Raw genomic sequence first — 14,001 nt, 5'->3', positions numbered from 1 at the left:
ACCGGGAATCAGGCAAGATGCCCACCCCACAAAGATCCAAAAAAAAAACAAGGAATTCTCCGAACCGCCGAATGCGGAAATCGGAAAATTCCTGGATTCACAAAATGCCAATCCGAATTTTAAACGCCCACAGGTTGACGCTGTTCCGTCCAACGACCGAGCGGTTTACCTACGATCGCTAATTGCTGCATCAATTCATCGAACGCATCTGGTGTCAACGATTGCGGTCCATCAGAAAGTGCCTTCTTCGGATTCGGGTGCACTTCGATCATCAGCGAATCGGTTCCCGCTGCGACCGAAGCCATTGCCATCGCTGGAACATACTCAGCGCGTCCAGTTCCGTGACTTGGATCAATCATGATCGGCAAGTGGGTCAAGGTTCTGAGAACGGGGATCGCTGAAAGGTCGAGCGTATTTCGGGCATATTGTCGATCGAATGTCCGAATCCCACGCTCACACAGAATCACGTTCGGGTTTCCGGCTGCCAAAATATATTCCGCTGCCATGAGCCAATCTTCGATCGTCGCTGCCATTCCGCGCTTGAGCAAAATCGGTTTATCCTGCGCTCCGACTTTCTTCAACAGCGAGAAGTTCTGCATGTTCCGCGCTCCGATCTGAATCATGTCAGCCACTTCAGCCAACGGTTCCAAATCAGCCGCGTCCATCAATTCGGTAATAATCCCCAATCCAGTTGCTTCACGAGCCGCTGCTAACAAACCAAGGGCACTTTCTCCGTGTCCTTGGAATGCGTAGGGAGAAGTCCGAGGCTTGTACGCGCCGCCTCTAAGGAATTGCGCTCCCGCCGCTTTCACCCGACGAGCCGTTTCGATGATCATCTCTTCGTTTTCGACCGAGCAAGGACCTGCTACCGTCACGATCGGGTGATGTTCCCCGATGTAAACAATGCCGTTTGGAGTCGCGATCGGGACTTCACTCGCTTCCCCGTGACGATACTCGCGGCTGGCACGTTTGAAGGGTTGCTCTACTCGCAACACTTGCTCAATCCAATTGCTGGACTCTTGAATCTGTAGCGGGTCCATCGCAGCGGTTTCACCCACTAAACCGATCACAACTTTGTGCTTTCCGACGATCTTTTCAGGGCTAAGACCCCAAGTCGTGAATTCTTCAGTGAGGCGGGCGATCTCGGCTTCCGGGGAGCCGACTTTCATAACCACAATCATGTTAAAAATCCCTGGCGTAATGTGTTGATCTGGATTGCCGATCGAGCATTTTGCTGCCCGGATCAGTCTTTAGAGTTAATCGTACCGTACTCGATCGTTGCTTAATTCTCGCCTTTCGCTTGCTTTTGTTGCTGACGCGCTCCTTTCCAGGCAGAAACGAGTCGTCCAAGATTGGTCGAGAATTCATTCACTCCCACCAATCCACCGACGCGATCTTCATCCCAAGAAGCCGAGAGCAAGCCGAAAGACAAGCCAACCACCCCTAATCCAAAAAAGAGCATACTGACGAGCACTACAGCCACGTTCGGCAACTTGTAAATGCCTTTAGTTACGATGAAATAGCTCACCACAAATGTAGCGATGCCCAAGGTCGTCGGCACACCACAAAAGAAAGCCATGCGCCGCGCCATCCGCTTACTGACCACATCGGGAACAGCAAGAGATTCACGTGATCGCTCTTGTGCCACGGGCTTTTTCGAGGAAGTTTTGGGGCGCTTCTCGATGAAAGCGGGTTTAGCTTCTTTTGCGGGTGTCTTGACGGGTTCGGGCGCGGGTTTTGCAGTGGATTTCGCTTTTTTGCGTCCTGGCTCGAATGGGAGCCGCTCTGAGTTGGAATCAGGGGCGTTGTCAGACATGGTTTAACCCCGGATACCGAGACGACCAATCAGAGCACGATAGCGATCGACATCACCTTTTTGGATGTAGGCGAGAAGACGTTTGCGCTGACCGATCATTTTGAGTAGTCCAGTCCGGGAAGCGTGGTCTTTTTTGTTGGATCTCAGGTGGAGGCTGAGTTTGTTGATCCGCTCGGTGAGGATTGCCACTTGGACATCGGCTGATCCGGTGTCGGTTTCGTGGACTTGATATTGACCGATGATTTCTTGCTTGCGCTCTTGTACCAGTGCCATTGAGAATTTTCCTGAATTGCGATGAATACGGCAGTTTTTAATATTATCACAGCAATTCGGGGGTGGGATGAGGGAATTTAGGAGTGGGGGGTAGGGAGTGGGGTGCAGAGGAGTTAGGTCAGCGTTTGATTAAGAGGGTGTTTGAAAAGCGTTCGTTCATCGCTACATTCCGCCCTGAAATGAATTTCGGGCTAATCGGCGCAAGTCCATTGAAATGGACTAAGAACTTTAACCTAGCTCCCAGTCTACTGAAGTAGACTTTCCACGGTTAGCCCGAAATTCATTTCAGGGCGGGAGGCAATCGAAGCGAAGAGACTTTTTATACTTTTCAAACACCCTCTAAAATTCAGTTCGCCGTCTCTCCCCACTCCCTACTCCCCACCTCTTCAGCCCAACAAAACTCTGGCACTAAACTTCGGAAGGTCGATCGATAAATTCCCCTCATTTACCTCGATCGCAGTTCCAGAATTCCAATCTTTCCAATTTCCCTCACTTGGAAAATTCTCGATCGCATATCCCTCATAATCCTGCTCCGAGAAATTCGCGACGATTACAACTCTCGCACCCTCGTCGTTCCATCGCACATAAGCCAAAATCTTGTCGTCAGCATTCTCGAAAAAGAATTCGATATTCTCAGTTCGGAGTGAAGATTTTTCGTGACGCAGCGCGATCGCACGTTGATAAAACTCAAACAAATCACGATTTTGATCCAACAGTGACCAATCCAACTGATTTGGTTCAGTCGTTGTTTTGGTCTTATGAGTCGGTTGTCCAAATTCATCACCCATCCACAGCATCGGAACACCGGGGGCTGTGAGTTGCAGAATTGCGCCGAATTTAACGCGATCGAACGCAGGCTGATCAAAAATCCCCACATCACCTAATTCGACGATCATATGTTCACGATCGTGAGTTGCTAGATAGTTGATGGTCGCGGTCGATTGCGCGTAGCCTTGTTGTCGGGCATCGATCGCTTTTTTCAGTTCCTCTAAATTTAACGATTCGCCCGTGAGTGCGTCTTTGAGAAAATATCGAAAACTCTCATGCCAGCAAGCATCAAATACACCTTTAGGTTTGCAAACTTCGCTCGTATCAGGAATATGTTCGGCAATCTGATAGAACGGCTTTCCTTCGACTTTGATTTCATCGAATAGCCAGCCGAAAAACTCATAGCTGGCAATCTGCCGCACCGCATCATATCGAATTCCATCAATGTGATACTCGCGAATCCAGAATTGCACCACGTCGCGCACAAAGTTCCAAGTCGGGCGGATATTAAGACCGCTATCAATATTTTCGTAGCTCAGTTCCGGTCCCCAATAGTTCGCGTCATCTTCAGGGTAATGTCGATCGTGGTAGTACCAGTAATCTCGATCGATTTTTAACAACGGACTTTCTTCGTTCGTGTGATTAAAGATGCAATCGAGCAGGACGCGAATTCCACGGGCGTGACATTCATCGATCAACTGTTTGAAATCTTCGGGCTTGCCGTAGCTGCTTTCTAATGCAAAAAAATGTAGCGGCATGTAGCCCCAGCGATAGTCACCGTCATATTCAGTTACAGGCATTAGCGCGATCGCATTAATCCCTAGTTCGCTTAAATAATCAAGTTTTTTTAAAACCTGCTTGAACTTCGTGGGATCAGAAATATCCGTTCCTTTGCCGCAAAAATCAGCGATGTGCATTTCGTAAAGGATCAGATCGCGATTTTGGGGAAGCGGTTGATCATCGTGTTTCCAAATATAAGTATCTAAAAGGCGTTTTCCATCTTTGATCCGAACGATTCCATTTTCCGTTTTACGATCCATTTCTGTCATATACGGATCGTTCGTTTCTACCCATTGATTCTCTAAGGCTGGACTGTTCGATTTCACGCGCAGCTTGTATTGATATTGTCCATCCTCTAAATCGATCTGTACCCGAAAGAACCCATCTTCACCCTTTTTCATTAGGGTTTCTTTTCCATCTAGAATGAGATGAATTTCCTCGTTTCGGGGGGCAAAAACGTTAAACTCGATCGCGCTACTCATAAATGGTAAAACTGTATAGATGAAGCAGTATCGATCGACTCTATCTGCTTGGACATCTGACGCTTGAAAGATTCCAAGCGTTTTGCTAACCATCCTCAGATAGACTTGTCTACCGAAAGGCAGAGCTCGAATAGTTCGCACCCATCATAATATAGGAAACTCGTCTGCCCTTTCAGTTCGTCCTTTGCGCTTCGATTACACGACTCTACTGGCTAACTCAATGAACGGCGAAGACACTGACCGTAACCTTCAGACCTCTACCGAAGTCGAAACCCCCCCCGCTCGAAAAAATCCCCCTCCTCGCTGGCAGCGATTTCTCGTTCCTGGCTTGGTCGGGCTTGCTGTCCTGGGTGGACTCGGCTGGATTCTCTTCAATCGGCTGATTTTGCCGCTGATGATTGCCAGCCAAATGAAGCCACAAGCGACCCCAGTTCCGCTTGCCAATCCGAAATCTTCGATCGTCGAAGATAGTTCCGACTATGCCGCCAGTCTCGATTCGCGTCAGTCGGTGACACTCCAACCGAAAGTCTCCGGGCAAATTGCCTCGATTCTCGTCCGACCAGGGCAACGAGTCGAAGCTGGTCAGCCCTTAATTCAGATCGATTCCGCTCAACAACGCGCCCAAGTTGCCAGTCGGCAATCGGCAACCCAAACGGCTCAAGCTGAAGTCGAATCAGCGCGGGCAGATGTGGGAAGTGCGAATGAAGCCTTGCGATCGCTTCAAGCCCAACGCGCCACCGCAGAATCGAACGTCCGACTAGCACAGCAGGAATACGATCGCTTTGTTCGATTGCAAAAAGAAGGCGCAACCAGTCAGCAAATTGTCGATCAGCGACTCAATGCACTCCAAACGGCTCAAGCGGCTCTTAGACAAGCCGATGCCGATATTGCCGCCCAACGTGCCGCGATTCAAAGAACCCAATCAACGGTTACCCGAAATCAACGAGCGGTAGAACAGGCGCAAGCGAATACGGCTGAAGGAGTCGCTCAACTCGATGACTTCACGATTACGGCTCCATTTTCCGGCGTTGTGGGCGATATTCCGGTCAAAGTGGGCGATACCGTTAGTAACGCGAATCCCACGGATCTTTTAACGCTGACCCAAAATGATCAGCTAGAGATTCAGATTCAAATCCCGTTAGAACGCGCTTCTGCACTGCGAACCGGACTCCCTGTGAGATTATTAAACGATCAAAATCAGCCGGTGCAGAATGGGCAAATTTCCTTTATCGCGCCGAATGTTGATCCGGCGACTCAATCCGTTCAGGTGAAAGCTCGATTTGCCAATGCAGGAGGACTGAGGACTTCGCAATTTGTGCGGGCTAGAGTTGTGTGGGCAAATCGTCCGGGTGTATTAGTTCCGACCACCGCAATTTCGCGCTTGGGAGGCAGAGATTTTCTCTTCGTCGCAACCCCTTTTCAGGCTTCAGGCTGTGAAGCTCCTGCGGCTCCTCAAGGCGGCGGCGGACCCGTCGAAGTCACTCCAGATCAGTTAGTTGCAGCTCAGAAACCGGTGCAACTCGGCAAAATTATCGGGAACGAGCAAGAAATTTTAGAAGGAGTCACAGCCAGCGATCGCATTGTGACTTCCGGCATTCTCCAACTGCAAAACTGTGCCCCGATCGCGGATGCGGCACAAATGAAGCCCTCACCGTAACGCCATGATTTTTTCAATCTCTACCTTTTTTATCAAGCGCCCTGTGTTTGCGACAGTGTGTTCGATCATGATCACGCTGTTGGGGATTGCTTGTATTCCGACCTTGCCTGTGGCGCAGTATCCAGAGATTGCTCCGCCTCAAGTGAGTGTGACTTCTAACTATGTAGGCGCGAATGCTGAAGTCGTCGAATCGACGGTGACGAACATTCTAGAGCGACAGCTCAACGGCATCAATGGTGTGAAATTTATCAAGTCCACCAGCGCGAACAATGGTGTGAGTCAGATTAATTTGACCTTTGATCTGGGCATCAATCAAGATTTAGCGGCGGTTGATGTGCAGAACCGAGTCTCTACAGTGCAGTCGCGCTTACCGGGACCGGTAACGCAGACGGGAGTTCAAGTTGCCAAAACGAACAATAATTTTCTCTTAGCGATCGGGCTTTATTCCGAGCGCGATGAGAAAAAGAATCAAGACCTTTACGATGATCTGTACCTGAGCAACTATGCAGATCTCTATCTCGCTGATGCGATTCGACGAATCAAAGGAGTCGGCGAAGTTCAAATCTTTGGAGAACGAACTTACGCGATGCGGTTGTGGCTTGATCCAGAACGGCTTGCCAGTCGCACCTTGACTCCTCAAGATGTCGTTGCCGCACTGCAACAGCAAAACATTCAGGTGGGAGCCGGACAGATTGGACAAGCGCCCGCACTTCCTGGACAGCAGTATCAGTATTCCGTAACCGCACAAGGACGACTCAAAGATGTTGAGGAATTCAATAATCTAGTCATTCGATCGACGGGAACTGGAACTCTAGTCAGGTTGCGGGATGTCGGACGTGCAGAACTCGGAGCCGAAAACTATGGTTCATTGTTGAGATTCACAACGAAAGATCGGGTGACTCACCGAGGCATTGGATTAGGGGTGAATCAACTATTCGGCAGTAATGCGCTCGATGTTGCGCAAGCCGTAAAAGACGAGATTCAGCGATTGTCTGCAAGCTTTCCACCTGGATTACGTTACGATGTGGCGTTCGACACGACGACTTTTATTGATGCAGGGGCGAAAGAAGTTGTTTCATCACTGATTCAAGCCGTTGTCTTAGTGGTCTTGATTCTGTTTCTGTTTTTGCAAGATTGGAGAGCGGCGTTTATTACCTCGATCGTGATTCCGATCGCATTTCTCGGTACGTTCATTTTTGTCAAAGTGCTCGGATTTTCGATCAACACTCTGACTCTATTTGGATTAACGCTGGCAACAGGGTTGGTTGTGGATGATGCGATCGTGATTATCGAAGACATCACCCGACGCATTCAAGAAGAAGGAAAGCGCCCGCTTGAAGCCGCGATCGAATCGATGAATGTGCTATTTGGAGTTGTTATTGCAACTTCACTGGTATTAATTACGGTGTTCGTACCTGTTGCGTTTTTTCCTGGAACAACCGGACAGTTGTATCGACAATTTGCGTTAACGATCGCGTTTTCAGTTTTAGTTTCTACATTCAATGCGCTGACTTTCACCCCGATGTTGTCGGCATTAATGCTTAAATACAAACCAAACACGAACAGCAATTGGTTTTTCCGGCGGGTGAATTGGGCGATCGATAAAACTCGTGATAGCTATGCGCGAAACCTCGATCGGGTTGTCCGCCGTAAAAGCCTGATTCTCTCGTTTTTTGCGGGTGCATTAGTCCTCACTTACTTCGTGTATGGCTTCGTGCCACAAGCCTTTATTCCCGATGAAGATCAAGGGGTATTTATTACCGTTGTGCAAGCTCCAGAAGGTGTTTCACTCGACTACACCGAGAAAGTGTTAGAGAAAGCAGAAGCGATTCTAAAAGCACAACCAGAAGTATCAAACATCTTTGCAGTCGGTGGATTTAGCTTTAGTGGAGCAACCCCGAACAATGGGTTAATTTTCACCACTTTAAAGCCTTGGGAAGAAAGAACTGGATCGAATCAATCTTTGCAAGCGATCATTGGTGGATTTTTCCCTAGCCCAACGGGATTATTTCCGAAAATGGCAGCCATTCAAGAAGCAGTCGTGTTGCCGTTTAACTTACCTGCAGTTCCCGGAATTGGTAACTTTGGTGGCTTTGAATTTCACCTGCAAGACCGAACCGGATTAGGCTTTCCTGCTTTGGGTGAAACATTAGGAAAGTTCCTCGGTCGCGCCTCGACTTATCCTTCTGCTCAAAGTCCGCAGTTAGCAGGATTACGCCCGAACTTTAACGGCAATACGCCGCAGATTTCGATTGAAGTCGATCGCGATCGCGCAAATCAACTTGAAGTTTCACTTCAAGACATTTTCAACACGCTGCAAATCTTCCTTGGCTCAGCTTATATCAACGATTTCAACCAATTCAACCGAGCGTATCGAGTCTATATCCAGGCGGATAGTCAGTTTCGATCGAATCCTGAGGACATCAAGCGATTGTATGTTCGCAGTACTCCTACGAATGGTGGAACTCCCCGGATGATTCCGCTGGGTAACTTAGTGCGCGTGTCTCAAACAAACGGACCTTCGATCATTACGCACTACAATCTATTCCGCTCCGTTGAGATTAACGGTGCGGCTGCACCTGGAACGAGTTCAGGACAAGCGATTCAAGCAATGGAAACCGTTGCCCGCGAAACATTGCCCAGAGGTTTTGGATTTCAATGGTCGGGACTGTCGCTTGAAGAAATCGAATCCGGTGGAGCGGCTGTATTCATCTTTGGATTAGCGATCGTCTTTGTATTCCTCACACTCGCGGCACAGTACGAAAACTACGTTGATCCGTTCATCATTATGCTGACGGTTCCTCTGGCAATCTTAGGAGCCTTGTTAGCCGTACTGCTGCGCGGAACAGCGAACGATGTGTATACCCAAATCGGGTTTGTGATGCTGATCGGGATGGCAAGTAAAAACTCGATTCTGATTGTGGAATTTGCGAATGAAGAGCGCGAGCGCGGAAAAGGAATCGCGAGTGCAGTTGTTTTCGCAGGTCGAGAACGACTCAGACCGATTCTCATGACTGCAATTTCAACGGCGATCGGTGCGTTACCCCTGGTGATTGCAACCGGACCCGGAGCCGCCGCCCGTCAATCTTTAGGAACTGCGATCGTCGGTGGGATGGCGGTCGCAACGTTCCTCAGTTTGTTTATCGTTCCGGTGCTGTACATCATGATCAAATCGCTCGAAGATCGGATTCGACGACCTGCAAAACCTGTTTTAGTCGATGGGAATGGGTCGAGTTCGGGCGATCGCGAAACGGCAATGAGTCGATCGGATCGAGATGGACACTGAGGATTGTGAAGTGAATCAAGAAGGGGGACAAGAATCTTCTCTTGCCCCTCTCCTATCCAGGGCTTCTGCCTCCTAAATCCACGCCAGTTCGACAAGTCTTTCCGCTTCGATTCTGTCTCGCCCCGAATTTCATTCCGGGGCGAGTGAACAACGGAGCGAAGAAATTCATCGAACTGGCGTTAGAAAGAGGTCGGCATTTCCGCATTTCATCGATCAAAATCCCATCGCATCCGCAACCGATCGCGTTTCTGGATCAATGCCCTGCTTGAAATTGTTCTCGCTAAACTTAATCGCTGAATCAGGATCTTTTAATCCATTTCCCGTCAACACGCAAACGACGGTCGCGCCAGTGGGCACTTGATCCTTGACCTTCAACAAGCCCGCAACCGATGCAGCACTCGCAGGCTCACAGAAAATTCCTTCATTCGCCGCCAATAATCGATAGGCTGAGAGAATTTCTTCATCAGTCACCGCATTAAAGCTACTCTGACTTGCATCTCGAACCGCGATCGCTCGATTCCAGTTTGCCGGATTGCCAATCCGAATCGCTGTTGCTAACGTCTCCGGATGCGTAAACGGTTCGCCATGCACTAAGGGAGCCGCGCCTGCTGCCTGAAATCCCATCATTTTTGGCAATTTCGACGATCGACCTTCCTGGTGATACTGCGTAAATCCCATCCAGTAGGCGCTAATATTTCCGGCATTTCCAACCGGAATACACAGCCAATCGGGGGCATCTCCTAGAACATCGACCACTTCAAATGCTGCGGTCTTTTGCCCTTCTAAGCGATAGGGATTCACCGAATTTACGAGCGTGACCGGGTAGTTTTGCGACATTTCGCGCACGATTTCCAAAGCACGATCGAAGTTCCCCTTAATCGATAAAACTTCCGCACCGTACAACAAGGCTTGAGCTAATTTTCCCAAAGCCACATAGCCATCGGGGATCAAAACAAACGCTCGCATTCCGCCCCGACAAGCGTAGGCAGCAGCGGCGGCTGACGTATTTCCGGTACTTGCACAAATGACCGCCTCCGCGCCTGCTTCTTTCGCCTTCGAGATCGCCATTGTCATGCCGCGATCTTTGAAGCTTCCGGTCGGATTTAGTCCGTCGTACTTGATATACACCTGCACCTGACGACCGATCTGTTGCGCGATCGCAGGCACCGGAATCAGCGGCGTATTGCCCTCGTGCAGCGTTACCACTGGGGTCTGATCCGTCACGGGCAGATAGCGGCGATAGCCGTGGATTAAACCGCGCCAAGCTTGGACTCTGGGCAGTTCTTCAGAAGGAGAGGGGTTTGCAAGAGACAGGCGTAAGGTCACAGGAGTCAATCAGTTAAAGAATGAACAGATAGTCGTGAAATCCTAGTGTACTGCGTTTCGTTGTCTCAGGTTGATGCAAATTGCGATGATCGGCTATAGAATTTTGTGATTTATCAATTTCTGCCGGAACTGAGTCGATCTGGTATCGTCTAAAAGTGAATGCCAGAACACAAACTTATGTAAAGTTTAGGTTAAGATGTTTTGGTGGTGTGAGTAAGTACAAATTACTAATCGATATGAACGCTTCAAACGACCAACTTAGTAATACTGCGGTATGTGATTCTCAGTCGGGTGCATCCGTGACCGCGATGACGCAAGAGAAAATGAAACTTCTCTACCGCGCCGATCAGCAAGTCAAGCTTCTGGATTTGCAAGCCGAGGCGGAGCTGCTCCTCAAACAGCTTCAAGCCCTCAAACAGCAAAAGACAGGGCAAACGGTCAGTTCAGTTTCATAGATCCCCTCTGAAGGATGAAGTTGATTTCGCTTCATCCTTTATTTTTTGGCAATCTTGAGCGATATACTGAGGCAGTCTGTCGCGTCGAGTGTTGGGGTATGCAGCGATCGTTTTGGGCTGATCCGTATTTGTGGATTCATTTGGCTGGGGCTGCAGCGGTTCCGCTGGCGTTGCTGGTCTGCTTATTAGGGTTAGCAGCAGGCGATCCGATTTTGCCACCTTGGTTGGAATTAGGATTCGTTGGCGCTGCGGGAATTGCTCCGATCGCTTGGATGCAGCTTCAAAAACCGTTCTATATCTATAGTTTGTTAGCGGTGGCGCTACGTCCTGAGCAGTTGACAGAAGCGCAGAGAAAGATTTTAGGATTGTTTTTAGCACGTCGGAATCCGGTAGCGACTGGGATTGCGGCGTTTGTGCTGTTTTTAGTGCTGAAACAAATTTATGCGATCGCACCGATTGCAGAAGGGATTACCCCAATCCCGTCACATGGATTGGGCTTGATTGTGGCAGCGATCGCGTTTTTTGGCGGCAATTTGTTTTTACAGGTGCCTGTGAGTGTCGGCTTGGTGATGTTGTCGAGTGATGCGGAATATATGCAGATTGCGCCGATCGAGGTGGCTCAGATTTCCAAGCGATTGTTGGTGTTTGGAATTCCCGTGAATGCGATCGTGCCTCCGTTAGATACGACTACCCAGAATTAAAAAATCAATGCGACACATTGTGCGTTTACCCGACGACGTAGAGACGCGATTAGGAGCTTCGCTGCACCTTCGGTGTGCGCGTCTCTACGGGGTTTTGCGGTCTGAACAATTCATCACCGCGTCATTGCCAACGGACGACTCCGCACCTTTTTCATCCGCGCCCAACCGGATAAGTACCACAGATACAGAAACACAGCACCCGCAATCACTCCACCCAATGTCCATTTGATCGCTTTCTTGAGCAAATTCTTCGATCGCTGTTCTAATGCGACTTTTGCTTGAGTCTCAGTCTGCTGTGCGGTGGTTTGAATGTTCTCAAGCTGACGCTTACGAAATTCATCTGCATTAAAATTCTGCAATCCGCTAACGGTCGATCGCTGAACCAAGGCTTTCAGTTGCTCATCGCTCAGCTTCTGAATCTGAGTTTGTGCCGCTTTGACTTGCTCACGTTGTTGAGACAACTGTGAAACGAGTTGAGCATTGTTCTGATTATGGATGCGCCAAGCTGAACTGACTCCGATTGGAACTAACACCCAATACGCGATCGCATACACCATCAACACCCACGACAAAGGCTTTAACAAAAATCGTTCAATCTTCGATCTATTCGACTCTTCACCCAAAAAGATTAAACCAAATCCAACCAGAGGAAATCCAACCCGCTCAACTAGATTACCAACCGTGTTAAATTCCCAGTCCGAGTTGAACGCTTGGAATGGATACAAGATATCGACTAAATCAATCAAGCACAGCACTAAAATGCCATACCCAATCACACGCAATCCAGAGATTGCTTTTCCTGCTGAATCAAACTGCATTGTATTTCTCCTCGATTAAAGCTTTGGAAATCTTGGCAACCACCAAGCGTAAACATCTTGCCAAACGGCTTCTAACTGTTGATGCACGACCTCGATCGATCGATTCTCGATCGGTGTTGACACAGTGATCCATAGACACCGAGCATCTCTCGGATCTTCCATTCCGAGAACAATCGGCAACAGTCGATCGATGCGAAGGTCGTAAGTATTTCGGTTTGCAAAAAACTGCTCTCGGTTGATTGTACTAGAACCACGAGAATTGATACAAGAACTTAGATAAGCAACGCGATCGCGCTCAAGCAAGCGATAAAACCCTGTTGAACTTTGTTTATCTATGGCTTCTATGTTCTGCTCGTTCAAAAGATATGTTTTTAAGTAGGTAGAAACATCACCATCTGTTGCTTGAAGGTAGTGAATCTGAACATTAAATCCTTGATATTGATACTGATAGCCGTTGAGGTCAGACCAAGATTTAGGGTGAAAGCTTTTTGAAACGATCGCATTTCTTTCAACAAACCGCGATCGCTCTAACGGCATTTGATCTGGAAACGTAAAAGATGTGGACTGATTCAGATTCGGAAAAAAAATAGCCCGACCTAACACCAAAAGCGTACAGAAAAATGTCAGTCTCAGAAGTGGAAAATACAATGAATTAGATGAAATCATAAATTCTAGCGTGAAGATTGCTCTAACTCTTCTGGAGCAGATTCTAAGGTTAGTGGCTTACTACGTTCCATCAAAATTTGACAATACGTACTAAGAATCGTCATCGAAATCATTGAAAAAATTTGCGCTCCCTGATCTCCATGCCAATATTCAAATCCTGCGGTATCTTGCTTTGAAACTAAATAGGCGAGAAACACGACTCGGAAGCCATTGATAATAAATGCAGAAAGAACCGCGATCGTAGGCACTAAAAACTTCTCTCTTAACCGCGTCGGAAAAACCAGCAGAAAGAAGACAGCAACTTTTATAGAAATAATTGCAGCTTCCAGCCCAGAACAACCGAGATAGATATCAACACCACCCGAAGGCATAACTAATTGTGTTCCCTTGCGTTCAACCAAGAATCCCAAATACCACATCAGAGCGTGAGCATATTTGGCTGTGAGTACAGTTGAATGAACAAAACGATCAACTTCTGACACTAAAATCTGCGTCGGAATCGCCATGATAAAAACAAGCAATAGTTCGCGTCGATAGTGACGAATTTGTTTAAATCCAACTGCTAAAAGCGCGATCGCAGTCGCAATCAACAAAGGAGTCACGCTTAGAACAACACTATGTCCACCCCGAAGATTCACACTCCGGACTAACAGAACTGCGATCAAGAACCAGCCCACAAACTGTGAGACTGGTTCTCGTCGCAGCATTAATTGATCTCGTCGCTGCCAGAGTGAGTAAGCGATCGCTGACCATCCAATTAGTTCTAGCGAAACATGACTGAAATCACCTGTAAATCGCCAATACAATTGAAGATGCAGCGCAATCAGACTGAGTGCAACACCGAAAAGCCAATAGTTGGAATCATTGACAGCCAGAATGAATCGCGATCGCAACTCTGATAGACGCATAACTTGTGAGGTAGGGAGTAGGGAGTAGGGAGCTAAAACGGGAACAACGCCCCACTCCCCACTCC

At 48.3% G+C, this 14,001-nt stretch carries 12 protein-coding genes; 4 read left to right on the top strand and 8 right to left on the bottom strand.

Annotation, left to right across the window (positions count from 1 at the left end):
- Positions 1-119: 119 nt before the first annotated feature.
- From aroF to NIES2104_RS01425, 4 genes are all read right to left on the bottom strand, one after another.
- Positions 120-1,169 (bottom strand): 3-deoxy-7-phosphoheptulonate synthase, encoded by a 1,050-nt coding sequence (aroF, locus tag NIES2104_RS01440; RefSeq protein ID WP_339375053.1) that lies wholly within the window; start codon positions 1,167-1,169, stop codon positions 120-122.
- Between the two features lie 113 nt (positions 1,170-1,282).
- The gene (locus NIES2104_RS01435; RefSeq protein ID WP_058995068.1) at positions 1,283-1,816 is read right to left on the bottom strand and encodes a PAM68 family protein; all 534 of its coding nucleotides are present in this window, start codon (positions 1,814-1,816) and stop codon (positions 1,283-1,285) included.
- Positions 1,817-1,819: 3 nt separating this feature from the next.
- Positions 1,820-2,089 (bottom strand): 30S ribosomal protein S15, encoded by a 270-nt coding sequence (rpsO, locus tag NIES2104_RS01430; protein ID WP_058995066.1) that lies wholly within the window; start codon positions 2,087-2,089, stop codon positions 1,820-1,822.
- A 386-nt stretch (positions 2,090-2,475) separates the two neighbouring features.
- Positions 2,476-4,212: an alpha-amylase family glycosyl hydrolase gene (locus tag NIES2104_RS01425; RefSeq protein WP_263970882.1), complete on the bottom strand. Its 1,737-nt coding sequence runs from the start codon at positions 4,210-4,212 to the stop codon at positions 2,476-2,478.
- A 127-nt stretch (positions 4,213-4,339) separates the two neighbouring features.
- On the opposite strand from NIES2104_RS01425, the gene NIES2104_RS01420 reads away from it, so the two are divergent.
- Together NIES2104_RS01420 and NIES2104_RS01415 are read left to right on the top strand one after the other, a co-directional pair.
- Positions 4,340-5,776: an efflux RND transporter periplasmic adaptor subunit gene (locus NIES2104_RS01420; protein WP_058995064.1), complete on the top strand. Its 1,437-nt coding sequence runs from the start codon at positions 4,340-4,342 to the stop codon at positions 5,774-5,776.
- A 4-nt stretch (positions 5,777-5,780) separates the two neighbouring features.
- The gene (locus tag NIES2104_RS01415; protein WP_058995062.1) at positions 5,781-9,062 is read left to right on the top strand and encodes an efflux RND transporter permease subunit; all 3,282 of its coding nucleotides are present in this window, start codon (positions 5,781-5,783) and stop codon (positions 9,060-9,062) included.
- 213 nt (positions 9,063-9,275) lie between these two features.
- On the opposite strand, the gene thrC is transcribed toward NIES2104_RS01415, so the two are convergent.
- Complete coding sequence (gene thrC / locus NIES2104_RS01410) at positions 9,276-10,388, bottom strand: threonine synthase (RefSeq protein ID WP_339375238.1); 1,113 nt, start codon at positions 10,386-10,388, stop codon at positions 9,276-9,278.
- A gap of 236 nt (positions 10,389-10,624) precedes the next feature.
- Here thrC and NIES2104_RS01405 point away from each other — a divergent pair, with 236 nt between their 5' ends.
- Entirely contained in the window at positions 10,625-10,843 is a 219-nt protein-coding gene (locus NIES2104_RS01405; RefSeq protein WP_072218152.1) for a hypothetical protein, read from the top strand.
- A 14-nt stretch (positions 10,844-10,857) separates the two neighbouring features.
- Positions 10,858-11,544, top strand: coding sequence for a low-complexity tail membrane protein (locus NIES2104_RS01400; protein WP_082689906.1), 687 nt, complete (start codon positions 10,858-10,860; stop codon positions 11,542-11,544).
- 113 nt (positions 11,545-11,657) lie between these two features.
- Here NIES2104_RS01400 and NIES2104_RS01395 read toward each other — a convergent pair whose 3' ends face one another.
- From NIES2104_RS01395 to crtA, 3 genes are read right to left on the bottom strand one after another with little or no spacing between them, the layout of a single operon-like run.
- Positions 11,658-12,362 carry an HpsJ family protein gene (locus tag NIES2104_RS01395; protein WP_058995057.1) on the bottom strand — a complete coding sequence of 235 codons (705 nt, stop codon included), beginning with the start codon at positions 12,360-12,362 and terminating at the stop codon, positions 11,658-11,660.
- Between the two features lie 15 nt (positions 12,363-12,377).
- The gene (locus NIES2104_RS01390) at positions 12,378-13,028 is read right to left on the bottom strand and encodes a cyanoexosortase A system-associated protein (RefSeq protein ID WP_058995055.1); all 651 of its coding nucleotides are present in this window, start codon (positions 13,026-13,028) and stop codon (positions 12,378-12,380) included.
- A gap of 5 nt (positions 13,029-13,033) precedes the next feature.
- Positions 13,034-13,936 (bottom strand): cyanoexosortase A, encoded by a 903-nt coding sequence (crtA, locus tag NIES2104_RS01385; RefSeq protein ID WP_058995053.1) that lies wholly within the window; start codon positions 13,934-13,936, stop codon positions 13,034-13,036.
- Between the last annotated feature and the right edge of the window lie 65 nt (positions 13,937-14,001).

The sequence above is a fragment of the Leptolyngbya sp. NIES-2104 genome, from assembly GCF_001485215.1.
Classification (GTDB): Bacteria; Cyanobacteriota; Cyanobacteriia; order Leptolyngbyales; family Leptolyngbyaceae; genus Leptolyngbya.
This window is presented reverse-complemented; position numbering and strand designations above follow the sequence as displayed.